The organism is Thalassococcus arenae (assembly GCF_019104745.1).
Taxonomy (GTDB): Bacteria; Pseudomonadota; Alphaproteobacteria; order Rhodobacterales; family Rhodobacteraceae; genus Thalassococcus_B; species Thalassococcus_B arenae.
The window spans coordinates 97,635-120,899 of sequence record NZ_JAHRWL010000002.1; the positions used below are offsets into that span (position 1 = coordinate 97,635).

Sequence of the window (23,265 nt, forward strand, 5' to 3'; positions counted from 1 at the left end):
GCATCCGTCGCCGAATTGCGGCGAGCGGCGCGGCGGCGTGACGCCGGACATGGTGGTGCTGCACTACACAGCCATGGCGAGCGCCGAAGAAGCGCGCGACTGGCTGTGCGACAAGCAGGCCGAGGTGTCGGCCCATTACGTCATCGGTGAGACCGGGCAGGTCTGGCAGCTGGTCGACGAGGCGGCGCGCGCCTGGCATGCCGGGGCAGGCGCCTGGGGTGCGGTCGAGGATGTCAATTCGCATTCCGTCGGGATCGAAATCGCCAATACCGGCTTTCACCCCTTCGCCGAGCCGCAGATGTCCGCGCTCGAGACTTTGCTGGCGGGCATCCTGTCGCGATGGTCGATCGCGCCGGAACGGGTGGTCGGCCATTCCGACACGGCCCTGGGGCGCAAGATCGATCCCGGCCCGCGCTTCGACTGGCGCAGGCTGGCGCGCGCGGGGTTGGCGGTCTGGCCCGAGATGGCGGAGCCGGGCGATTTCCACGCCGATGCCGCGCGGTTCGGCTATCGCTTCGATGCAGACCGCCGTGACGCGCTGCTGGCTGCGTTCCGGATGCGCTTTCGACCGTGGGCCACGGGGCCGCTGGACGCGACCGACCGGGCGCTGATGGCCGATCTTGCCGCGCGCTTTCCCTGCCGGGCGGATCAGTCGACCTCGTAGGGCAGGACGCCGCGGCTGTTGGGCCTGATCGTCAGGCGCCGTTCCAGCGGCGGGACCGAGCGCTGGTGACAGGCGGTGCGTTCGCAGATCCGGCAGGAAATGCCGATGGGTTCGAACGCGCCGTCGCGGCCCAGATCCATGCCGTCGGCGTATACGACCGATTGCGCGTGTCGCACTTCGCAACCAAGCGCCATCGCAAAGCGCCGCACCGGGGCGCCGAAATGGCCGCCGGATTTCGACACGTCGCGGGCCAGCAGGATATAGCGTGCACCGTCCGGGGTTTCGGCCAGCTGGCGCAGGAACCGGCCCGGTGTCTCGAAGGCGCGGTGCACGTTCCACAGCGGGCAGGCGCCGCCGAAGCGCGCGAATTGCAGCCGGGTCGCGGAATGCCGCTTGGTGATCGTGCCGGCCTGGTCGACGCGGGCGAAGAAGAACGGGATGCCCTTGGCGCCGGGGCGTTGCAATGTCGACAGCCGGTGCGAGACCTGTTCGATCGACGCGCCGAACCTTGCGGCCAGCAATTCCAGGTCGTGCCGCGTCTCGCGCGCGGCGGCCAGGAAGGTGCCATAGGGCATCATAGCCGCCCCGGCGAAGTAGTTGGCCAGGCCCAGCTTGGCGATGGCGCGGGCGGCGTCGGATTGGAACCGTGCCAGATCGAGCGTCGCATCCAGCAGCGCGTCCTGGTTCAGCAGCGCGACCTGCACGAGCATCTGAAAGCTTTGTGTTTCGGGCGGCGACAGCGCGGACAGCGTCAAGGACCTGGTTTCGGTGTCAAAGCGGCGCAACGGCGCGTCTCGCTCCAGCCGGATACCGATCCCCTGGTCGCGCAGGCGAGCGGTGACGGCGCTGCGGATGTCGGCGCCGCTCAGGCCCTGGGCAAAATGTTCGGCCGCGCGGTCGACGGCATCGATGTAGTTGTCGCAATAGTGGAAGAAATCGCGCACCTCTTCCCAGGGGCTGGGTTGCAGCTGCGCCCCTTCGCGTCCCAGGGCTTCGTCCAGCGAGGCAAGCCGTTCATGGGTCTGGCGGTAGGCGCGGTGCAGTTCGAGGAAGGCGCGCGCAAGCGCGGGCGCGTTGGCCGCCGACAAGCGCAGGTCGGCCAGCGGCGGCGTCTCGGTAAAGACCGGGTCGGCCAGCGCCTCGCGCATGTCGGTCACCAGCCGTTCGCTGTCGCCCTGGCCCAATTCGGTGACGTCGAACCCGAATTCCTGCGCCAAGGCCAGGACCACCGTGGTCGAAACCGGGCGGTTGTTGTTTTCCATCTGGTTGAGATAGGGCAGCGAAACCCCCAGCTTTGCGGCGAAATCCTTTTGCGTCAGGCCCAGCCGGGTGCGCAGATCGCGCAGTTTTGCCCCGGCATAGAGTTTGGTGGCCGCCATGTCTTTGCACCTTTGCGCTATGTCGGCGCAGATTTGCAAATCATCTAGGCGTCGTCCAGTCCGGCCAATTGCCGCGCCCGGGCGATGACCAGCAAAATCGCCACGACGCCCAGCACCGCCGACAGGAACATGATCCACAACAATGGCCAGGCGCCGGTGCCCGGGGCCAGCAATGCGCCCGCCAAAGCAGACAGCGCCGCGCCGCCGCCGATCATGATCGCGCCGCCCAGGCCCGATGCGGTGCCCGCCAGGTGCGGGCGCACCGATAGCATGCCCGCGGTCGCGTTGGGAATCGTCATGCCGTTGCCCAGACCCACGAAGCACATGAAGCCGAAAAAGCTCAGGACCGAACCGTGTCCCATCGCGAAGACCGCCATGGACAGGGCGACACCCGCGGCGTTGATCGAGGCTCCGACCAGAACCATCCGGTTGACGCCGAACCGGGCCGAATACTTGCCCGACACCCAATTGCCCAGGAAATAGCCGACCGCCGGGGCGCCGAAGAAAAAGCCCAGTTCGGCCGGGTTCAGCCCGAAAATCTCGGAGCCGACGAAAGGCGCGCCGCCCAGATAGGCAAAGAACGTGCCCGACGCGAAGGCGCAGGCCAGGGCGTAGCCCCAGAACCGTGGCGACAGGAAGAGTTCGGGATATTGCCGGAACTGTCGTCCCAGGCTGAGGCCCGACGCGGTGGCGGTTTCCCCCAGATCGCGCCATGTCAACCACAACAGCATCGCGCCCAGCACGAAAAGCGCCCAGAAATTCGCCTGCCAGCCGAACAGCCCGTCAAGAATGCCGCCGAAGAATGGCCCGACCATCGGCACCACCGCCATGCCCATCGTGACATAGCCGATCATCGATGCCGCCTGGTCCTGCGGGACCATGTCGCGCACCACCGCGCGGCTCAGCACCATGCCGGTGACGATGATGGCCTGGCCCATGCGGAAGATCAGGAAGGTGGTGGCGTCGGGGGCGAAGATGCAGCCCAGCGTCGCCAGCAGAAACAGCACGATGCCCGCCAGGATCACCGGCCGCCGCCCCAGTTTGTCCGAGATCGGGCCGATCACGATCTGCAAGGCCGCATTGACGGCGAGATAGAGCGCTACCGACAGCTGCATCAGGCGGTATTCGGTGTCGAAATAGGCGGTCATGCCCGGCAGGCTGGGCAGGAATATGTTCATCGCCAGCGCGGACAGACCGGCCAGAAGGATCAGGGTGGCGATATGCGGCGGGGTCGCGCGGTCCAGAAAACGGACCTTGACTGTGTCGTGCATGCCTAGATCGGTAGGCTGCCGCGGCGGGTTTGTCCATGGGTTGGGTCAGCTTGGGCAGTTTTGCAATTTTGCGTTTTTCCAATCCAACGCTTTGCCAAATTTGCAAATTTGCCGATTTCCGCTTGAGGCAATCCGGTGCCGCTGTATGGTCCGCGCCATAGCGAAAGGGGCGGCCATGAAAGATATCCTTCACGAACTGGAATCGCGGCGCGAACGGGCGCGTCTGGGCGGCGGAGAGAACCGCGTCGACGCGCAGCACGGCAAGGGCAAACTGACCGCGCGCGAACGGATCGAACTGCTGCTGGACGAGGGCAGTTTCGAGGAATTCGACATGTTCGTGTCGCACCGCTGCACCGATTTCGGCATGGACAAGAACCGCCCCGCCGGCGACGGCGTCGTCACCGGCTGGGGCACGATCAATGGCCGCATGGTCTATGTCTTCAGTCAGGACTTCACCGTCCTCGGCGGGTCGGTCAGCGCCACCCATGCCCAGAAGATCTGCAAGATCATGGACATGGCGATGCAGAACGGTGCGCCGGTGATCGGGCTGAACGATTCGGGCGGCGCGCGCATCCAGGAGGGCGTGGATTCGCTGGCCGGCTACGGCGAGGTGTTCCAGCGCAACATCATGGCCTCGGGCGTGGTGCCGCAGATCAGCCTGATCATGGGGCCCTGCGCGGGCGGCGCGGTCTACAGCCCGGCGATGACCGACTTCATCTTCATGGTCAAGGACAGCTCGTACATGTTCGTGACCGGGCCCGACGTGGTCAAGACGGTGACGAACGAACAGGTCACTGCCGAGGAACTGGGCGGGGCGTCCACGCATACCAAGAAATCCTCGGTCGCCGACGGTGCCTTCGAGAACGATGTCGAGGCGCTGGCCGAGGTGCGGCGGCTTGTGGATTTCCTGCCGCTGAACAATCGCGAAAAGCCGCCCGTCCGGCCGTTCTTCGACGATGTGAACCGGGTGGAGCCCAGCCTCGACACGCTGGTGCCCGACAACCCCAACATGCCCTACGACATGAAGGAACTGATCCTCAAGATTGCCGACGAGGGCGATTTCTACGAGATCCAGGAGGATTTCGCCAAGAACATCGTCACCGGTTTCATCCGGCTCGAGGGGCAGACCGTCGGCGTGGTGGCGAACCAGCCGCTGGTGCTGGCGGGCGTTCTGGACATCGACAGCGCACGCAAGGCGGCACGCTTCGTTCGCTTCTGCGATGCTTTCGAGATCCCGATCCTGACGCTGGTTGACGTGCCGGGCTTTCTGCCGGGGACCGGACAGGAATACCGCGGCGTCATCAAGCACGGCGCCAAGCTTCTGTTCGCCTATGGCGAGGCGACGGTGCCCAAGGTGACGGTGATCACCCGCAAGGCTTACGGCGGCGCCTATGTGGTGATGGCGTCCAAGCATCTGCGGGCGGATGTGAACTATGCCTGGCCGACCTCGGAAATCGCGGTGATGGGCGCCAAGGGTGCGACCGAGATCATCCACCGCGCCGATCTGGACGATCCCGAGAAGATCGCCGCCCATACCGCGCAATACGAGACGCGCTTCGCCAATCCCTTCGTCGCCGCCGAGCGCGGCTTTATCGACGAGGTGATCCAGCCGCGCTCGACCCGCCGCCGCGTGGCGCGGGCCTTCGCTGCGTTGCGGGGCAAGCGCGTGACGAACCCGTGGAAGAAGCACGACAACATTCCGCTGTGACGCGCCGCGGCGCGTGGTCCTGGGGGACATGCCATGACCGGACTCTGGAAAAACCAGGCCTTCACCATCGCCCATGCCGATGACGGCAAGTTCGTCGGGCAGGGGCTGCGGGCGTTCTTCGAATATCGCCGGCTTGGCATCGCCGAGGCGACGCAGGGCAAATTCGGCGCGCATGTGATCCGCGCCGTGCCGGGGATGGAAAGCCCCGGCGCCTGGCACAGCCATGACCTGGATTTCCAGATGGTCTATGTCACCAACGGCTGGGTGGTCTTCGAATATGAAGGGCAGGGCGAACACGTGCTGCGCGCCGGATCCTGCGTACTGCAACCGCCCGGGATCAGGCACCGGGAGGTGCGCCATTCCGATGACATGGAACTGATCGAGATCACCAGCCCTGCGGATTTCGCCACGCATGACGAAGAGGCGCCGCAATGAGCCGGAACGGCTGGCATCTGCGCCGCGAGAGCGGGCGCTTCACGGTGGCGCGCCACTGGCCGCCGCGATTCGACGTAGTGGCCGAAGCGCAGTTCCCCGTGCTCGATCCGGGCCGGCTCGCCCGGCAGATTCGCCAGGATTTGTGGCGCGCATTAAGGGACTTGCGCGGCTTTTCGCCCGTGATAGACATCACCGTCACGGAAACCGGTCTGGCGGTCCGGGCCGGAGGACGCTGCATGCGCGCTCCGGGCGACGCGGCCGATCGTATCCGGGACCTGCTCGAAAACAGCGTCCGGCGTTCCCGCTGGGCGCGATGGGCAAGGGTTGCGCCATGAGTTACCGGCGCGAAAGAACACACCGGGGTGCGCTCCGGCTTAAGGCAGCTCCGGCGGGAGGACCGGCAACGGGTCGGAGCTGCCTCGTTTTACTTTTCTTTCTATTGGGATCAACGGCTTGGGCCGACACCCCCGCCTTGACGTCCGGGCTGGACGTGACGCTGCACGACCTGTTTCGCGACGAAGAGGCCGGCCCGGCGGTGTATCGCGCCCGCTATGTGGCGCCTGGTATCGCGCTGGACGATCTGGACTACGAATCGGTGGCGGCCGACATGGAAATCCTTTGCCGCGGGGACGCCTTGCCGCAACTCGCCTCGGCCGACCCTGCACCGCAGCGGATCGTCGTCACGCTCATGTCCGAACCGGCGGAATTCGGCGCAGCGAACCCCGATATCACGCAGTTTTTCGAAAGCTTCAGCATCGAGAACGACCTCTGCATCTGGGAGGCTTTTTGATGCTTACACAATATGTTGCGGGTCGCTTCTCATGTGGACAAGTATTTGAGGCTTTCCCGTCACAGAAAAACCGCACACCGCGATCCGGATATCTTTTCGCCCGGCTTGACGCTATGGTTCGCCTTGGTTGCACCCAAGCAATCGTTACCTCGAAACCGGGACGGGCAGGGCCGAAAGGCGTTGCCGGTTTCGTTGAATTTGACAGGAGTAAGAGATGTCCAAGAGCATCAAGTTGCTGGCCATTCTGGGTCTCGTCGTCGGCGTCGCAGCCTGCGGCAAGCAGCAGGAAGAAGAATTCGTTGTGGTCGACCCGGAGCCGATCAGCACCGAGCCGGCCTACACCGGCAAGTACAAGTAACGCTTTATCGGGACGGGCGCCCGCGCCCGTCCCGCTTTGTGCCAGTCCCAGGCAATTGGGCCTTGATCGCGATCAAGGGGCAAATCCCGGCTTGAGTAACTGTGAAGGGTGCACCGTGCGGGGTGTCCGCACGGTCGATTTCAAGAGGGGGATACCATGCAAACCATCGTCAGAAACAGCGCCATATACGCGTGCCTCATCGGGCTTGCCGCCTGCGCCGCGCCGCCGCCGGAACCGGTCACGGTGCAGCCGGTTTACGACAAGTTCGGCGATGCCGAATGTCCCGACAACTACGTGTTCGACAACCTGGTATGTGTGCCTGTGCCGCAAAGAGAGCCTGACAGGTCCGGCCAAAACGGCGAGGACGGCGACCGGGATCCGGGACGAAATCAGGGACCGGCTCGCGGATAAACCGCAACCCGTTTTCGGGTTCGACGCGACCAACGCCATGAATCGCGCCTTCGTCAGCGGGGGCGCGCCATGTTGAAGCATCGCGGATTTCCCGGACGTCTGCCCGGAACCGATTTCCAGTTCGTCATTCGACGCGCCAATCCCAAGGGCGCCACGCCGATCACCCGACGCGAACGCTATCGCGACCGCCGCACCCCTGATCGCAAGGCGGATGTCGCGTTCCTGGCTGCGTTGTGGACGCATTTCGGCCCGGAACCCTTCGAGCGCCGCAACCTCGATGCCGGGCGGCTCAGCTGGCTGTTCGGCCGCGAAGTCCTGCCTTATGACGACCCGTTCGATCCGCAGGATTACGAAGCCCGCCTGATCATCGACGAAGCCGCGGCCCGTGCCGCCTTTCCCGAAGCGTTCGAGGGAGGCGCGTCAGCATGAATCTGCCGATGCCAACACAATTTGCGCGGGAAAAAGCCGATCGCGGAAGGGTTTGCAAATCCGTTGTTGCCGTAGCGGAATGCCATCGTCAGGGTTGGGATGTGCGAGTGATCCGCGCAACTTCTGCGCGGTCCGATCACCGTGACCCTTCCCCTGACGGGCGGACCGGTAAGTCCCCAAACCGGCCGCCCGTTTTTTTTCGTCCGACCAATAATACCGTTTCTGGGCAAAGACTTGCCGATCGTGCTGTCGGGTTCCGAAAACTCTGGAACTGCGCGGTGATTTCTGCCGAATGGCTGCGAGGGACCTATCCCGCAACCAAGGAGGCAGAACCATGGCACCCATCCGAACGGCATGCGCCGTACTGGCACTGGCACTATTGGCCGCTTGCGGCGACACGGTCGGCGAACAGCTGCTGTATGGCGGCGGCGCAGGGGCCGGCGCGGCCGTCATCACCGATGGCAATATCATCACCGGCGCGGCCGTGGGCGCCGCGGCCAACCTCGCCTATTGCCAGCAATATCCCAGCCGCTGCCGCTAAGCGCGGCGCACCGGACCGTTTCCAGACTGCGACCCGCCGGGGCACTGCCCCCGGCGGGTCTTTTCATGCGCGCTCGCTGCTGCCGCGAGCGGCCAGAGAAGACCACGAAAGGGACAGAGATGTTTGAGAAGATCCTGATTGCCAACCGGGGCGAGATCGCCTGCCGGGTCATCAAGACGGCCCGCAAGATGGGCATCAAGACGGTGGCGGTCTATTCCGATGCGGACCGTCAGGCGCTGCATGTGCAGATGGCCGACGAGGCGGTGCATATCGGTCCCCCTCCGGCGAACCAGTCCTATATCGTGATCGACAAGGTCATGGAGGCGATCAAGGCGACCGGTGCGCAGGCCGTGCATCCCGGCTACGGCTTCCTGTCGGAAAACCCGAAATTCGCCGAAGCGCTCGAGGCAGCCGGGGTTGCCTTCATCGGCCCGCCCAAGGGCGCCATCGAAGCGATGGGCGACAAGATCACCTCGAAGAAGATCGCGCAGGAGGCCAAGGTCAGCACGGTGCCGGGCTACATGGGCCTGATCGGGGATGCCGACGAGGCGGTGAAGATCTCGAACGACATCGGCTATCCGGTGATGATCAAGGCGTCCGCCGGGGGCGGCGGCAAGGGCATGCGCATCGCCTGGAACGACGAGGAGGCGCGCGAAGGCTTCCAGAGTTCCAAGAACGAGGCGGCCAGTTCCTTTGGCGACGACCGCATCTTCATCGAGAAATTCGTGACGCAGCCGCGCCACATCGAAATCCAGGTGCTGTGCGACAGTCATGGCAACGGCGTCTACCTGCACGAACGCGAATGCTCGATCCAGCGCCGCAACCAGAAGGTCGTCGAGGAGGCGCCGTCGCCGTTTCTGGACGAGGCGACGCGCAAGGCGATGGGCGAACAGGCCGTCGCGCTGGCCAAGGCGGTGAACTACGCCAGCGCCGGGACGGTGGAATTCATCGTCGACGGCGACAAGAATTTCTATTTCCTCGAGATGAACACCCGCCTGCAGGTGGAACACCCGGTCACCGAACTGATCACCGGCGTCGACCTCGTGGAACAGATGATCCGGGTGGCCAGCGGCGAAAAGCTGCCGTTCCAGCAAAGCGATCTCAAGATCAACGGCTGGGCCATCGAAAACCGGCTTTACGCCGAAGACCCTTATCGCGGGTTCCTGCCCTCGATCGGGCGACTGACCCGGTATCGCCCGCCGGCCGAGGGCGAGATGGGCGGCGGCGTTGTGCGCAACGATACCGGCGTCTACGAGGGCGGCGAGATCAGCATGTATTACGACCCGATGATCGCCAAGCTGTGCACCTGGGCGCCCACCCGCGAGGGCGCGATCGAGGTGATGCGCAACGCGCTGGACAGTTTCGAGGTCGAAGGGATCGGCCACAACCTGCCCTTCCTGTCGGCGGTGATGGATCATCCCAAGTTCATCAGCGGCGACATGACCACCGCCTTCATCGCCGAGGAATATCCCGACGGGTTCGAGGGCGTGACGCTGGACGAACCGGCGCTGCGCAGGGTCGCGGCAGCCTGCGCCGCGATGAACCGGGTGGCGGAAATCCGGCGCGCGCGCATCTCGGGCACGCTGGACAACCACGAACGCCATGTCGGCGAGGCCTGGAACGTGGCGCTGCAGAACGCGAGCTTTGACATGGTGATCGCGGCGGATCACGGCGGATCCACGGTGACGTTCGAGGACGGCACGGTGCACCGGGTCGAGGGCAACTGGACGCCGGGCGATGCGCTGGCGCGGATGAGGGTCGACGGCGGCCCGCTGGTGATGAAGGTCGGCAAGGTGTCGGGCGGTTTCCGCATCCGCACCCGCGGCGCCGATCTGAAGGTGCATGTGCGCACGCCCCGCCAGGCGGAACTGGCGCGAATGATGCCGGAAAAGCTGCCGCCCGACACCTCCAAGATGCTGCTCTGTCCGATGCCCGGCCTGATCGTGAAGATCAACGTCGAGGAAGGCCAGGAGGTGCAGGAAGGCCAGGCCTTGTGCACCGTCGAGGCGATGAAGATGGAAAACATCCTGCGCGCCGAACGCAAGGGCGTGGTGTCCAAGATCAATGCCGGGCCGGGCGACAGCCTGGCGGTGGACGACGTCATCATGGAGTTCGAGTGAGGCCCGCGTGATCGCGCAACCCGCATATCCCCGACGTTATTGCAGCGTGTCTCCGGTCGCGCGGCGATCGCGGATTTCCTGCTGGCGCAGCGGCAGCTTGTCGATCGACCGGCTGATCTCGCGCACGTCCCAGGGCGCGGGCTTGCGGATCACGATGGTGCCGTCCTTGGCCATCACCACCAGCATGAAACCGCGAGGCCGCAATTTCTGCCGCACCTCGCTGCGCGAAGCGGGATCGGTGTCCGTTATGACGACGACATCGCGTTCGGCCAGCGCATCAAGACGGTCCGAGATGAATTGCATCTGCTGGACAAAGCGCGGATCGGCCGGGCTGTCGGCGAAAACGATGACCGGGCGCTTGATCCACTGGTATTCGGCCAGCGTGACATCGCCAGCCGGGCGAATCATCGTTTCGGCCGGATCGTCCGGCGACGGAGCGGTCTCGGCGATCTCTTCGGCCGTCTCGAGCGGTGCCGCTCCGGCGGCGGCAACGGTGTCCTGCGCCGCCAATTGGGTGGGCAGGAGCGGCGCAAGCGCCAACAGGGTCAGGGCGATAGGGTTCCACATTATACAAGATATAGGCTCGGATCGGCGGGCTGCACAGTCAAGCCGATGCGATGACCGGGAAAATTTTACCTTTAACCGCATCGTGACGGGACGAAACCGATGATGGCGCGACTTTGCATCACCGGGGGCGCGGCGCGTCATGGATATTCTTCTGCATGTCGGGGCGCATCGCTGCGCGTCCAGTTCGTTCCAGGCCTATCTGCGGGCGCATCGTGCCAGGCTGGACAATCTGGGGATCGGGTTCTGGGGGCCTTGGCGCACGCGTGGCGGCATGTTGCACGGGCTGACCGGGCGGCCGGTTTCGCCGAAATCGGCGCGGCGGGCGGCGGGGCGGGTTCGTCTGAACCTCGACGCGACGGCACGCAAGGGCGCCGCGGTTCTTGTCGTGTCCGAGGAAAACCTGATCGGTTCGGTCCGCGCCAATCTGCGCAGCGGGCAGCTTTACCCGGATATCGGCGAACGCATGGCACGGGTGCATGCCGCCTTCGGTCCGGTGCGCCGGATCGTTCTGCAGATCCGGTCGCCGGAAACCTGGTGGCCCTCTGCCATCGCCTACATGGTCCCGCGGGGAGGGCCGTTACCCGACAGTGCCGCACTGATGCGCATGGCAAGGCAGACGCGCGGATGGCGACACGTGGTGTCCGATCTGGCCTGCGCCTGTCCGGAGACAGAGATCGTGATCACGCCCTACGAACGGTTCGGCTCGCATCCCGATGCCCTTCTGCAACGTCTGACCGGTGCGCTCTACCTGCCCGAGGCGGGGGGCGATTTCTGGCTGAACCGCGCGCCGGGACTGCCGGAGTTGCGCGGACTGCTTGCGGATCGTGGGGCCGATCCGTCGCTGTTGCCTCAGGGCGACGGACGTTTTCAGCCCTTCGACTTCGACCAGCGCGCCGCGCTGCGCGAAACCTATGCCGACGATCTGTTCTGGCTGCGTGCCGGCGCCGATGGACTGGCCACACTGACCGAGGAAGCAACCCCCGACAGGATCCGGCTGAACCGGGCCGCCGGGGCGACGACGAGAGGACAAGAGGATGACCAAAACGCCCGACGATTGGCGCCAACGCGCTGAGACAGAACTGCGCGGCCGGTCGGTTGACGACCTGACCTGGAACACGCTCGAAGGCATCCCGGTCAAGCCGGTCTACACCGCCGAAGACACCGCCGCCCTGCCGCATATGGGCAGCCTGCCGGGGTTCGCCCCGTTCACGCGCGGGGTCAAGGCCACGATGTATGCCGGACGGCCCTGGACCATCCGGCAATATGCCGGGTTTTCGACAGCCGAGGAATCGAACGCCTTCTACCGCAAGGCGCTGGCCGCCGGGCAGCAGGGGGTTTCTGTCGCCTTCGACCTGGCCACCCATCGCGGCTATGACAGCGACCACCCCCGCGTGGTGGGCGATGTGGGCAAGGCCGGCGTCGCCATCGACAGCGTCGAGGACATGAAGATCCTGTTCGACGGCATCCCGCTGGACCAGGTCAGCGTATCGATGACGATGAACGGCGCGGTGATCCCGGTCATGGCGAACTTCATCGTCACCGGCGAGGAACAGGGCGTCGACCGCGCCGCGCTGTCGGGCACGATCCAGAACGACATCCTCAAGGAATTCATGGTGCGGAACACCTATGTCTATCCGCCCGAGCCGTCGATGCGGATCATCGCCGATATCATCGAATACACCAGTGCCGAGATGCCGAAATTCAACTCGATCTCGATCAGCGGCTACCACATGCAAGAAGCCGGCGCGAACCTGGTGCAGGAACTGGCCTATACGCTGGCCGACGGCAAGGAATACGTGAAGACGGCGATGGCTCGCGGCATGGATGTCGATGCCTTTGCCGGGCGGTTGTCGTTCTTCTTCGCCATCGGCAAGAACTTCTTCATGGAGGTGGCCAAGCTGCGCGCGGCCCGTCTTCTGTGGCACCGGATCATGACCGATCTGGGGGCCAAGAAGGACCGCTCGAAGATGCTGCGCACCCATTGCCAGACATCGGGCGTGTCGCTGGCCGAGCAGGACCCATACAACAACGTCATCCGCACCGCCTACGAGGCGATGAGCGCGGTTCTGGGCGGCACGCAATCGCTGCACACCAATGCGCTCGACGAGGCGATCGCGCTGCCCACCGAGTTCAGCGCCCGCATCGCGCGCAACACCCAGTTGGTGCTGCAGGAGGAAACCGGCGTGACCAAGGTGGTCGATCCGCTGGCGGGCTCCTACTATGTCGAAAGCCTGACCGCGCAGCTGGCCGACGAGGCCTGGAAGCTGATCGAGGAGGTCGACGAGATGGGCGGCATGACCAAGGCCGTGGCCAGCGGCATGCCCAAGCTGCGGATCGAGGAAACCGCCGCCACCCGCCAGGCGCTGATCGATCGCGGCGAAGACGTGATCGTGGGGGTCAACAAGTATCGCCTGTCCAAGGAAGAACCGCTGGACATCCTGGACATCGACAACGCCAAGGTGCGCGAAGCGCAGATCGCCCGCCTTGAAAAGATGCGGGCGGACCGCGACGAAACCGCCTGCCAGAACGCGCTGAGCGAACTCAGCCGCCGCGCCGCCGAGGGCGGCAACCTGCTCGAAGCCGCCGTCGAAGCGGCCCGGGCGCGCGCCAGCGTGGGAGAGATCAGCATGGCAATGGAAAAGGTGTTCGGCCGCCACCGCGCCGAGGTCAAGACTTTGGCGGGCGTCTACGGCGCAGCCTATGAAGGCGACGAAGGCTTTGCCGCGATCCAGCGCGATGTCGAGACCTTTGCCGAGGAAGAGGGCCGTCGCCCGCGCATGTTGGTGGTCAAGATGGGCCAGGACGGTCATGATCGCGGCGCCAAGGTGATCGCCACCGCCTTTGCCGATATCGGCTTTGACGTGGATGTCGGTCCGCTGTTCCAGACGCCCGAAGAAGCCGCGCAGGATGCGGTCGACAACGATGTGCACGTGATCGGGATTTCCAGCCAGGCAGCGGGCCACAAGACGCTGGCGCCGCAACTGGTCGAAGCGCTCAAGGCCCAGGGCGCAGGCGATATCCTGGTGATCTGCGGCGGGGTCATTCCGCAGCAGGATTACGATTTTCTCTACAAGGCCGGGGTCAAGGCGATCTTTGGACCCGGCACCAACATTCCCGAAGCGGCGCAGGACATCCTGCGGCTGATCCGCAAGGCGCGCTCAAAGGCGGCCTGACCCGGTGAAATCCGGTCTTGCAAGGACCGGCCGCAGGGCCGGCCCTTGCGCCGATTGCAGATAAGGCTGGTTCCGGTGTCGCTTTGGCGGCACTCTTGATGCGCAAGGTCGGGGAGAGTTGCCGATGACCACAGCGCGACACGCCTTTTTCGCCGCGGCAATCCTGTGCACCGCGTTAAGCGCACCGATGGCGGCGCAGGATGACCGCATATCGGAGGTGTTCCTGGGAACCGTGCGCGCCAGCGACATCCACGGCCTGTCCTACGAGGCCCGGGGCTGCATCACCGAGGTGGCACAGGATATCGACCGCGATCCGACCGCGCGCGCCGGACAGGTTCTGGTACGGCTGAACGACCGGCAATCGGCGCTGTCGCTGCAAACGGCCGCGGCGCGGCTTCTCGACCTCGATGCGGCGGTCGAGGAACGCATCCTGGCGCTGCGCGCCGCACGGGCCGACGACCGCAGGCGCCAACAGGAACTGGCCTTTGTCGCCAAGGAATTCGAGCGCAACAACACCTTGTTCCGCCGCGGTCTGATCAACGAAACGACGCTGGAAGCGGTGGAACGGCGGGTGATGGACGCAGAATTCGCCGCCGAGCGCGCCAAGGAAGCGATCGACAGCGCGGTATCGGCGGTCAGCCGCGCCGAGATCGCCCGCGACATCGGCCGGCTGGAACGGCAATCGGCCGAGATCAACCACGCCAATCTGAGCGTGGTCGCGCCGTTCGACGGCGTATTGCTCGGGTTCGAGGCCAAGGTCGGCGATTGCGTTCAGGAAGGCCAGCTTGCCGCGCAGATCTACGCGCCGCATCGCAAGGTCGTCGATATCCACGTCCTGATCGGCACCGTCGCGCCGTCCACTCCCGATGGACTGGCTATCGGAGCGCCGGTCGTCCTGCATCGGGTCACCGGGCCGGATTGCGACGGCACGGTCATCCAGATCGGGACCGAGGCAGATCTGGAAACCCAATACGTCAAGGCGACGATAGAAGTGGACCCGACCTGCGCCCCCGCGCTTTTCCTGAACGAGGCGGTCGAAGTCGAGGCCGCATCGGCCAGCGCGGGCTGAGCGGAGAGGATGCGGAAACGCGCCACCATCCTGCTGGGCATGGCCGGAGGCGCGATCTGGGCGGTTGTTCTGGTCTGGGCCGGTGGTTTCGCGAGGGATGTCGCGCTGGATCGCGCGCTGGCGGTTGCCTTCTTCCTGGCCGGGCTGCCGCTGATGCTGATGATCGGGCGGCTGGCGCAGCGGCGGTTCTTCGATGACAGCGTCATCGATGGCCAGCCCTTGTCGGGACCGGCCGAGATCGACCAGCGGGTGTTGGCGAACACCGTTGAACAGATCGTTCTTGCGGCGTGTTTCTGGCCGCTTGCCGGCTGGGCGCTTGGCGGCGGAACGGTGGTTGCGCTCGGCGCGGGGTTTGCCGTGGCGCGGTGCCTGTTCTGGTTGGGCTATCACATGTCTCCGCCGCTGCGTAGCCTGGGGTTCGCCGCCAGTTTTTACCCGACGATCCTGGCCGCGGCGCTGGCGCTCATCAGGACGGTCTCGGGATCGATATGAAACGGGCCGTGCCGTCGCGTCGCAACCGCTTGGCAAGAGGCGATTTTTGCTCCTATTCTGGGGCGTCCGGACCAAAGGCGGTGTCATGCTGGTTCTTGATCATCTCGCGGTGCTGGGTCAGACGCTGACCGGCGCAGTGCAGCACGTGGAAGAGGTGCTGGATGTCTCGATGCTGCCGGGCGGAGCGCATCCGCGGTTCGGCACCCACAACCGGCTGCTGGGACTGGCGCCCGGGCTGTATCTCGAGGCGATCGCAATCGACCCTTCGGCGCCCGACCCCGGCCGGCCGCGCTGGTTCGGGCTGGATGGGTTCACCGGCCCTGCGCGGCTCGACAAGTGGATCTGCCGGGTCGACGATTTGGACAAGGCGCTGGCACTTCTGCCCGAGGCCGGAGAACCGGTCGCGCTTGAGCGCGGCTCTCTGAATTGGCGGATGGCGGTCCCTCCGGATGGTCTTTTGCCGTATGATGGGCTGTTTCCGGCGCTGATCGAATGGCAAAGCGACGTGCCCCCCGGCAAGGCGTTGCCGGGATCGGGCTGTGCGTTGCGACGGCTGGTGGTGTCGCACCCGGACGCGACGAATTTGGCCGGGCGTCTTGGCGGCTTTCTGGACGCGCCCGAGGTGGTGTTCGAGACCGGCGCGCCGGGGCTCAGGGCCGATATCGATACGCCCGCCGGGCCGGTGGTGCTGCGGTGAGGATCCGCCCCGCGCGCCCGGCCGACGCCGCCGCCATCGCCGCGATGACCAATCCGGTGATCGCCGACACCACGATCACCTTCACGACGCTGTTCAAGACCAACGAGGGGATCGCGGCCGACATCGCGGCACGCGGTCGGGCCTTTCAGGTGGCCGAACGGCAGGGAAGGGTGATCGGCTACGCGACCTATTTCCCGTTCCGGAACGGTCCGGGTTATGCGCGAACCAAGGAACACACCATCGTGCTGGCCGACGAGGCGCGCGGACAGGGCACCGGCCGGGCGCTTATGGCCGCGCTCGAGGCCGCGGCGCGCGATGACGGGGTGCATTCGCTCTGGGCCGGGGTCAGCGGCGAAAACCCGTCCGGCGTGGCCTTTCACGCCGCAATCGGCTTTGCGCAGGTCGCCCGGCTGCCCGAAGTGGGGTTCAAGTTCGGGCGCTGGATCGATCTTGTGCTGATGCAGAAAATTCTCTGATACCGCCCTGACACCGCGGCGCGGCTACCATAAACTGCGCGCATGTCGATCTGGACGCGCATATCCCAGGCCATCGCGGCCCTCGCCCAGGGCGAGGGGCTGTCTGGCCTGCTCGACCGGTTGCGCACGCCGCCGGAACGATCCGTTGCCTTTACCATCGCGGTGATCGCGCTGTCGGCCAAGATGGCCAAGGCCGATGGCCTTGTGACCCGCGACGAAGTGACGGCGTTCCGCGAGGTCTTCCATATCCCCACCGAGGAAGAGCCCAACGCCGCGCGTGTCTTCAACCTGGCCCGGCAGGACGTGGCCGGATTCGAGGAATACGCCCGCCGCATCCGGGCGATGTTCGCCGAAACCGACGGTACGCTGTGCGACCTGATGGAGGGTCTGTTCCACATCGCGATTGCCGACGGCCACTACCACCCCAACGAAGACGCGTTCCTGGCCCGGGTGGCCGAGATTTTCGAGATCGACGACAAGCGTTTCGCGGCGCTTCGGGCGCGGTTCGTTCCCGACGCGCCCCGCGACCCCTACATGGTCCTGGGCGTCGATCCCGATCTGCCGCTGGACGCGATCCGCAAGCATTACCGCCAGCTTGTCCGCGAGAGCCATCCCGATGTGATGATCGCGCGCGGGGTGCCCGAGGAAGCGGTGGGCCTGGCGCAGAAACGCCTGGCCGACATCAACCGCGCCTGGGAAGAAATCCGCACGCGCGAGACCGCCTGATGCGGATCGTCACCTATAACGTCGAATGGTTCGACGAGTTGTTCGATGATCGCGGCCAACTGATCGGCGGCAATTCCTGGTCGGCCCGCCACAACGTGACCCGCGGCGACCAGACCGAGGCCTTGGGCATCGTGTTCACCGCGCTCGATGCCGATGCAGTGATGGTGATCGAAGCACCCGACACCGACCGCAAACGATCGACCACCGCGGCACTGACGACGTTCGCCGAAACGTTCGGGCTGCGTGCCTCGGAGGTCGTGACCGGCTATGTCAACGACACCAAGCAGGAAATCGCGCTGTTGTTCGACCCGGCCACGCTGACCGCCCGGCACGATCCGCGCGCCAGCGAAACCGCGCCGCGCTTCGACGGCGAATTCCGCATCGACCTGGATATCGATGCGACCGAAGACCGTGTGGTGTTTTCCAAGCCACCGCTGGAACTGGCGGTCGAGACCGCGTCGGGCAAGGCGCTGCGGCTGATCGGGGCGCATCTGAAATCCAAGGCGCCGCACGGTGCGCGGTCGCGCGACGAGATCATGCGCCTGTCCATCGCCAATCGCCGCAAGCAACTGGCCCAGGCGATCTGGCTGCGCCGCCGGATCGACGACCACCTGGCGGCAGGCGACAGCCTGATCGTGATGGGGGATCTCAACGATGGCCCGGGGCTGGACGAATACGAACATCTGTTCGGGCGAAGCTCGGTCGAGATCGTGCTGGGCGATGGCGGCCCGCATCTGTTCGATCCGCATGCCGAACAGGCGCTGGCCGGGCGGCTGGGGCCGAAACCCACCACCGCGCGGTTCTACCTGTCGCAGGACAAGCGCTACATGCAGGCGATGCTGGACTACCTGATGGTCAGCGCGGACCTGTGCGCCGGAAACCCGCGCTGGCGCATCTGGCACCCGTTCGATGATCCGGTCTGCTGGGACACCCCCGAGTTGCGCGATGCGCTGCTGACGGCGTCGGATCATTTCCCGGTCAGCATAGACCTGGACATCTAGGTTCTTACCACAAGCGCCGCGGGTGCTTATATATCCGCCATGACACGGATCGCTGCCATCACCCTTGCCGCGCTGATCGCCGTTCCGGCGTCCGCGCAGGACAATCCCGAAGACGACGGCGTCGGCCTGATGCAACGCGGCGCGCAGCTTTTCTTTCGCGGGCTGATGCAGGAAATGGAGCCCGCGCTGGACGAACTGGAAGATCTGGCACGCACGATGGAGCCGGCCCTGCGCGATTTCGTCGAAACGATGGGCCCGGCGCTGCGCGACCTGCTTTCCGAGGTCGAGGACTGGTCGGTGTATCATCCGCCAGAAATGCTGCCCAACGGCGACATCATCCTGCGCCGCAAGACCGAGGACGAACTTCGGGGCACACCTCCGACGGACAAGGAAGAGATCGAGCTGTAACGCCGGCCTTCAGCCCTCGGGCAGTGCGCCGATCTCGACATGACCCGTGCCGCCCAGGGCATCGGCGAGCGACTTGAAACGCGCCTCGGCCACCTCGCCGAACAGATCTGCCACCTCTGGCAAAAGATGCAGCGTGACCTCGGAGGTCTTGGCGTTCCAGCGTAGCTTGGCGCCGTCCGACACGGTATCCGACGTCCACAGCATCGCACCCAGCCGCATCGCCTTGCCCAGCACTTCGGCGCGCTGCAACGAGGCGTCGTCCAGCAAGGCGAACAGCGGCTCAAACCGGGTGTCCGAACGCTTGTTGCGATAGCGGTGCAGCAGGGCGAGGCCCAGGAACACCCGCTCGGAATGCTTGAGCCCGCCCAGGTTGGCCCGGGTGGCGTTGTCGAAACACATCTCTGCACGGTAGTCGGGATGCGCGCGCCAGCTGACGTCGTGCAGCAGGCAAGCGGCCTTGACCAGCCGCAGCCGGGTGATGTCGGCACCCTCGAACAACGGCGTCACGAACTTGAACAGGCGGCGGCCGAACCCGGGCAGGCGGGCGTCCTTTGCCTCGGCGAAACGGCAGGCCTCGATCAGCGGGTCGCGGTCACGCAGCCGCTGCGGCATCTGTTCGTACAGCAGACCCTCGCGGATACCATAGCTGGACACGGCGATGTCGTGCGGTTCGAAAGTCTTGACCAACTGCGTAAGCACCTCGGTCGCCAGCGGCACCAGCGCCATCCGGCTCGTCGACAGCCCGCAGGCCTGCCGCAGGTCTTCCAGGTCCGCGTTCCGGATGTACTCGGTCGTGGCCGCGACGGCGTCGGCATCCATGCGGTATTCGTGCAGAACGTGCAGCGGATAGTCGCGGCGGTGCATGTCGATGCGGGCGAAGGCACGCCAGCTGCCGCCCACAAGAAACAACCTGTCGCGCTGCGTTCCCATGGTTTTCGCCAGCGATTTCATCGTCTTGCGGATGAATTTTTCGCGCGCTTTCGCATCGTTCAGATCGGCAAGCTTCAAGGGCCCAAGCGCAGAGGTCACACAAGTGCCGACCTGGCCACCCTTGATCGCCGCCAGTTCCATGGAAGACCCGCCGATGTCGCAGACCAGCCCGTACGAACCCGGCCAGCCCAGCAACACGCCCTGCGCTGACAAACGGGCCTCTTCGGTGCCTTCGATCACGTTGATCTCGAGCCCGATATCGCGGGCGATCTCGTCGCAGAAGTCCGGGCCGTCCTCGGCCTCGCGCATTGCGGCGGTCGCAACAACGGCAAGGGTCGGCAACTCCATGCTTTCTGCCAGCCGCTTGAAACGACGCAGGGCGGCACGGGCCCGGTCCTTGCCCGTCGGGTTCAGCCGCCCGGTTTCGGACAGACCGGCGCCAAGCGCGCACATGATCTTTTCATTGAAGAAATAGGCCGGGCTGCGGGCGGCTCCGTCGAAAACCACCAGCCGCACCGAGTTCGAGCCGATATCGACAACCCCGACGCGCTTCAGGGCCCGGGTTTCGGGATCGTCGAACAGCGGGCGCCGGAAAATCTCCCAGTCATCGCGGCCGGACTCGGTGTTTCCGTCCATGCGCATCCCCATCTCAGACAGCCGCGACCTTGACCGAGGGTCGCGCATGCGTCAAGCGACCTCGGCCCGCGTTGCGCCTAATTGTCCTCGGTATGGGTCAGTTTCGGTACGTCCGCCGCACCGGCCGAACCACGCCCGGACAGGGACGGGTTTTCCATGAAGAAACGGTGGCAGTTGAACGAAAACGCGCCTTCCGGCATCGGGTGCCGCCGGAAGCTGCCGTCGGCTTCCATGACCCAGCTTTGCGCCGTGTCGGCAAGGTTCGCGGCCATGATCTGGCTGACGATCTGGGCCTTGACCGTGTTGTTGTGGATCTCGATCCCGGTCTCGATCCGCCGGTTCAGGTTGCGTCCCATCCAATCGGCCGATGAGATGAAGACGCGGGCGTTCTTGTGCGGAAGGCCGTGGCCGTTGCCGAAGCACATGATCCGGCTGTGTTCCAGGAAACGACCAACGATCGACTTGACCCGGATCGTCTCGCTCAGCCCCTTCACGCCGGGCCGCAGCCCGCAGATACCGCGGATCACGCAATCGATCCGGACCCCGGCCTGGCTCGCCGCGTAGAGCGCGTCGATCATGTCCGGTTCGATCAGCGAGTTCATCTTGAGCCAGATCTGCGCCGGGCGGCCGCTTCGGGCGTGTTCGGCCTCGGCCTCGATCAGTTCGATCATCCTCGGCTTGAGCGTGTGCGGCGAAATCACAAGGTTTTCCAGTTGTTCGGGTTGGGCATAGCCGGAAAGGTAATTGAACACCTTTGCCGCATCGCGCCCCAGGGCCGCATCGCAAGTGAAGAAACTGAGATCGGTGTAGATCTTGGCCGTGATCGGATGGTAATTCCCCGTTCCCCAATGGGTATAGGTCACCAACCGGTCGCCTTCGCGGCGCACCACCTGGCTGATCTTGGCGTGGGTCTTCCAGTCGAGAAAGCCATAGACGACATGCGCCCCGGCGCGTTCAAGGCGCCGTGACTGGCGGATGTTGGCCGCCTCGTCGAAACGGGCCTTGAGCTCGACCAGCGCGGTGACCGACTTGCCGTCTTCGGCGGCCTCGCACAGCGCTTCGACGATGGGCGAATTGCGCGAGGTGCGGTACAGCGTCTGCTTGATCGCGACGACGTTCGGATCACGGGCGGCCTGGGCCAGAAAGCGCACCACCATGTCGAAGGTTTCGTAAGGGTGGTGCAACAGCATGTCTTTCTGCGCGATGGCGCGGAACATGTCGCCGTCGTGGTCTTGCACCCTTTCGGGAACCCGAGGCGTGAAGCTGGGCCAAAGCAGGTCGGGCCGGGACTCCAGCACCAGTTCGCGAAGATCGGCCATGCCGAGCATGCCGTTCATCTCGATGACTTCTTCGTCGCGCACGTGCAATTCGCGTTTGACCACGTCGCGCAAGGCACGTGGCGCGCCGGAACTGACCGTCAGTCGCACCACCTCGCCGCGGCGCCGCCGCTTGAGCGCCACCTCGAATTCGCGCACCAGGTCTTCGGATTCCTCTTCGACCTCGAGATCGCTGTCGCGCAACACGCGGAACCCAAAGGAATCTTCGGCCGTGTAGCCCGGGAAAAGCGAATCGAGATGCAGCATCAAGACATCTTCGAGCAGGATGAAGCGAGACTGACCCGCCTCTGCCGGAAGGGCCATGAAGCGGTCGATCTGCGCCGGGATCGGCAAAAGCGCCTGAAGGGGTTTCTTGCCGTTCGTGCGTTCCAACTGCAGCGCCAGGCAATAGCCGGTATTGGCGATGAACGGAAAAGGATGCGCCGGGTCGATCGCCAACGGAGACAACACCGGAAAGACCTGGGAAAGAAAGGCGTCCTTGAGAAAGGCCTTGTCGTCGTCCGTCAGGGCATCCCGCGGCACCACGGCGATCTGTTCGGCTTCCATCAGCTTGCGCAGTTCTGTCAGCACCTCTTGCTGTCGGGCGATCAGGCGGCGGGCGTTTTCGTCGATCAGCACCAACTGTTCGGCCGGGCTCAGCCCGTCGGCGGCGGGGTTGGTGTTGCCCTCGCGCGCCAGTTCGCGCAACCCGGCCACGCGGACGGTATAGAATTCGTCCAGATTGGTGGCCGAGATCGATAAAAAGCGCAGCCGTTCCAGAAGCGGCACGCGCGGATTCTCGGCCTCTTCCAGAACGCGCCAGTTGAAGCCCAGCCAACTCAGTTCGCGGTTGAAGAAACGCCCCGGCCCGGTCAGGTCGAGATCGGGCAGTTCGATCGGTTCTGCATAATCGGAGGCAAGGAAATCGGCGGCTGTCATGGCTGGGGTTTTCGTCAATCTCTGCAACTCTTCAATGACATGTCGCGTGGCGTTTCGTCAAAACCCGCGTGGATTTCGGCCAACGCCGCGGCGGCCAGTGGCTGAGTGACCGGTTTGCGCGCGCTCAACGCCGCCGCATCCAAAGCGGCGACCACCCGCGCGGCGGTGTCGAAAGACCGGCGCATGTGGCGCACGAGATAGGGGATGACGGCGCGGGCGGGAACGATCTGCCGATCGGCGAACAGCTTGGCCAGCAACGCGGCCAGCAGCGCATCGTCCGGAGGGCCGAGCGTCACCGATTGCGTGCCTTCCATCCGGCTTTGCAGGTCCGGCAGGGCCAGGCCCCAGCGGGCGGGCGGCATCGCCGCGGTCACAAGCAGCGCGTGCCGGTTCGCCAGCGTCAGGTTGTGCAGGTGAAAGGCCTGTTGTTCCCGGGTTGCGTCTCCGGCGATTTCGTCCAGATCCTCGATGCAGACCGGGCCTTCGGCCAGCGCGGGGATATCCGCCTTGTCGAGGTCTCTCGCCGAGACGACCTTCGCGCGGGTTTCGGCGGCCCAAACATGCGCCAGATGGGTTTTGCCTGCGCCTTCGGGCCCGATCAGCAAGAGCTTGCCACCGCTCCAGCTGTCGCAGGTGTCGATCATCGCGACCGCCATCGCGTTCGCGGGGGACACGAAATAGTCTTCGCGCCCCAACGCCGGACGGGCAGGCAGGGGCAGGGGAAGTTGT

General features: G+C 65.1%; 25 protein-coding genes. 19 read left to right on the forward strand and 6 right to left on the reverse strand.

Annotated features, from left to right (window positions below; genetic code table 11):
- The first annotated feature begins 49 nt into the window (after positions 1-49).
- Positions 50-664 (forward strand): N-acetylmuramoyl-L-alanine amidase, encoded by a 615-nt coding sequence (locus KUH32_RS11845; protein ID WP_217779803.1) that lies wholly within the window; start codon positions 50-52, stop codon positions 662-664.
- Here KUH32_RS11845 and KUH32_RS11850 read toward each other — a convergent pair.
- Together KUH32_RS11850 and KUH32_RS11855 are read right to left on the reverse strand one after the other, a co-directional pair.
- Positions 649-2,043 carry a helix-turn-helix domain-containing protein gene (locus tag KUH32_RS11850; protein WP_217778634.1) on the reverse strand — a complete coding sequence of 465 codons (1,395 nt, stop codon included), beginning with the start codon at positions 2,041-2,043 and terminating at the stop codon, positions 649-651. The two genes, KUH32_RS11845 and KUH32_RS11850, sit on opposite strands and share 16 nt — an antisense overlap.
- Before the next feature lie 44 nt (positions 2,044-2,087).
- Positions 2,088-3,314, reverse strand: coding sequence for a multidrug effflux MFS transporter (locus KUH32_RS11855; RefSeq protein ID WP_217778635.1), 1,227 nt, complete (start codon positions 3,312-3,314; stop codon positions 2,088-2,090).
- A gap of 175 nt (positions 3,315-3,489) precedes the next feature.
- On the opposite strand from KUH32_RS11855, the gene KUH32_RS11860 reads away from it, so the two are divergent.
- From KUH32_RS11860 to KUH32_RS11900, 9 genes are all read left to right on the forward strand, one after another.
- Positions 3,490-5,022, forward strand: coding sequence for an acyl-CoA carboxylase subunit beta (locus tag KUH32_RS11860; RefSeq protein ID WP_217778636.1), 1,533 nt, complete (start codon positions 3,490-3,492; stop codon positions 5,020-5,022).
- Between the two features lie 33 nt (positions 5,023-5,055).
- Complete coding sequence (locus KUH32_RS11865; protein ID WP_217778638.1) at positions 5,056-5,457, forward strand: cupin domain-containing protein; 402 nt, start codon at positions 5,056-5,058, stop codon at positions 5,455-5,457.
- On the forward strand, positions 5,454-5,792 hold the full coding sequence (locus KUH32_RS11870; RefSeq protein WP_217778640.1) for a hypothetical protein: 339 nt from the start codon (positions 5,454-5,456) through the stop codon (positions 5,790-5,792). Before KUH32_RS11865 ends, KUH32_RS11870 begins: the two co-directional genes overlap by 4 nt.
- Complete coding sequence (locus KUH32_RS11875) at positions 5,789-6,247, forward strand: DUF6497 family protein (RefSeq protein WP_284438339.1); 459 nt, start codon at positions 5,789-5,791, stop codon at positions 6,245-6,247. The genes KUH32_RS11870 and KUH32_RS11875 overlap by 4 nt, the downstream gene beginning before the upstream one ends.
- Positions 6,248-6,461: 214 nt before the next feature.
- Entirely contained in the window at positions 6,462-6,605 is a 144-nt protein-coding gene (locus tag KUH32_RS11880) for a hypothetical protein (protein WP_217778644.1), read from the forward strand.
- A 156-nt stretch (positions 6,606-6,761) separates the two neighbouring features.
- Positions 6,762-7,016 (forward strand): hypothetical protein, encoded by a 255-nt coding sequence (locus tag KUH32_RS11885; protein WP_217778646.1) that lies wholly within the window; start codon positions 6,762-6,764, stop codon positions 7,014-7,016.
- A 69-nt stretch (positions 7,017-7,085) separates the two neighbouring features.
- The gene (locus tag KUH32_RS11890; protein ID WP_217778649.1) at positions 7,086-7,445 is read left to right on the forward strand and encodes a hypothetical protein; all 360 of its coding nucleotides are present in this window, start codon (positions 7,086-7,088) and stop codon (positions 7,443-7,445) included.
- A gap of 334 nt (positions 7,446-7,779) precedes the next feature.
- Positions 7,780-7,986 carry a hypothetical protein gene (locus KUH32_RS11895; protein ID WP_217778651.1) on the forward strand — a complete coding sequence of 69 codons (207 nt, stop codon included), beginning with the start codon at positions 7,780-7,782 and terminating at the stop codon, positions 7,984-7,986.
- A 119-nt stretch (positions 7,987-8,105) separates the two neighbouring features.
- On the forward strand, positions 8,106-10,106 hold the full coding sequence (locus KUH32_RS11900; RefSeq protein WP_217778653.1) for an acetyl-CoA carboxylase biotin carboxylase subunit: 2,001 nt from the start codon (positions 8,106-8,108) through the stop codon (positions 10,104-10,106).
- 36 nt (positions 10,107-10,142) lie between these two features.
- On the opposite strand, the gene KUH32_RS11905 is transcribed toward KUH32_RS11900, so the two are convergent.
- Entirely contained in the window at positions 10,143-10,673 is a 531-nt protein-coding gene (locus tag KUH32_RS11905) for a DUF4174 domain-containing protein (protein ID WP_217778655.1), read from the reverse strand.
- A 139-nt stretch (positions 10,674-10,812) separates the two neighbouring features.
- On the opposite strand from KUH32_RS11905, the gene KUH32_RS11910 reads away from it, so the two are divergent.
- From KUH32_RS11910 to KUH32_RS11950, 9 genes are all read left to right on the forward strand, one after another.
- Positions 10,813-11,745 carry a hypothetical protein gene (locus KUH32_RS11910; RefSeq protein ID WP_217778657.1) on the forward strand — a complete coding sequence of 311 codons (933 nt, stop codon included), beginning with the start codon at positions 10,813-10,815 and terminating at the stop codon, positions 11,743-11,745.
- The gene (gene scpA / locus KUH32_RS11915; protein ID WP_217778659.1) at positions 11,708-13,846 is read left to right on the forward strand and encodes a methylmalonyl-CoA mutase; all 2,139 of its coding nucleotides are present in this window, start codon (positions 11,708-11,710) and stop codon (positions 13,844-13,846) included. Before KUH32_RS11910 ends, scpA begins: the two co-directional genes overlap by 38 nt.
- 124 nt (positions 13,847-13,970) lie before the next feature.
- Positions 13,971-14,915 (forward strand): HlyD family secretion protein, encoded by a 945-nt coding sequence (locus tag KUH32_RS11920; RefSeq protein ID WP_217778661.1) that lies wholly within the window; start codon positions 13,971-13,973, stop codon positions 14,913-14,915.
- Positions 14,916-14,924: 9 nt separating this feature from the next.
- On the forward strand, positions 14,925-15,407 hold the full coding sequence (locus KUH32_RS11925; RefSeq protein ID WP_217778663.1) for an MAPEG family protein: 483 nt from the start codon (positions 14,925-14,927) through the stop codon (positions 15,405-15,407).
- A gap of 85 nt (positions 15,408-15,492) precedes the next feature.
- On the forward strand, positions 15,493-16,104 hold the full coding sequence (locus KUH32_RS11930; protein WP_217778664.1) for a VOC family protein: 612 nt from the start codon (positions 15,493-15,495) through the stop codon (positions 16,102-16,104).
- The gene (locus KUH32_RS11935) at positions 16,101-16,580 is read left to right on the forward strand and encodes a GNAT family N-acetyltransferase (protein WP_217778666.1); all 480 of its coding nucleotides are present in this window, start codon (positions 16,101-16,103) and stop codon (positions 16,578-16,580) included. The genes KUH32_RS11930 and KUH32_RS11935 overlap by 4 nt, the downstream gene beginning before the upstream one ends.
- Before the next feature lie 42 nt (positions 16,581-16,622).
- Positions 16,623-17,306, forward strand: a complete 684-nt coding sequence (locus KUH32_RS11940; protein ID WP_217778668.1) for a molecular chaperone DjiA — start codon at positions 16,623-16,625, stop codon at positions 17,304-17,306.
- Positions 17,306-18,307, forward strand: coding sequence for an endonuclease/exonuclease/phosphatase family protein (locus tag KUH32_RS11945; RefSeq protein WP_217778670.1), 1,002 nt, complete (start codon positions 17,306-17,308; stop codon positions 18,305-18,307). The genes KUH32_RS11940 and KUH32_RS11945 overlap by 1 nt, the downstream gene beginning before the upstream one ends.
- Positions 18,308-18,346: 39 nt before the next feature.
- Positions 18,347-18,715, forward strand: a complete 369-nt coding sequence (locus tag KUH32_RS11950; RefSeq protein ID WP_217778672.1) for a hypothetical protein — start codon at positions 18,347-18,349, stop codon at positions 18,713-18,715.
- Positions 18,716-18,724: 9 nt separating this feature from the next.
- Here the strand turns inward: KUH32_RS11950 and KUH32_RS11955 are convergent, their stop codons facing one another.
- The 3 genes from KUH32_RS11955 to KUH32_RS11965 all read right to left on the reverse strand — a co-directional run bounded on the left by KUH32_RS11955 (position 18,725) and on the right by KUH32_RS11965 (position 23,210).
- Positions 18,725-20,281 carry a Ppx/GppA family phosphatase gene (locus KUH32_RS11955; protein WP_217778673.1) on the reverse strand — a complete coding sequence of 519 codons (1,557 nt, stop codon included), beginning with the start codon at positions 20,279-20,281 and terminating at the stop codon, positions 18,725-18,727.
- A 77-nt stretch (positions 20,282-20,358) separates the two neighbouring features.
- The gene (locus KUH32_RS11960; RefSeq protein ID WP_217778675.1) at positions 20,359-22,536 is read right to left on the reverse strand and encodes an RNA degradosome polyphosphate kinase; all 2,178 of its coding nucleotides are present in this window, start codon (positions 22,534-22,536) and stop codon (positions 20,359-20,361) included.
- A gap of 14 nt (positions 22,537-22,550) precedes the next feature.
- Positions 22,551-23,210: a P-loop NTPase family protein gene (locus KUH32_RS11965; protein ID WP_348541114.1), complete on the reverse strand. Its 660-nt coding sequence runs from the start codon at positions 23,208-23,210 to the stop codon at positions 22,551-22,553.
- Positions 23,211-23,265: the final 55 nt, after the last annotated feature.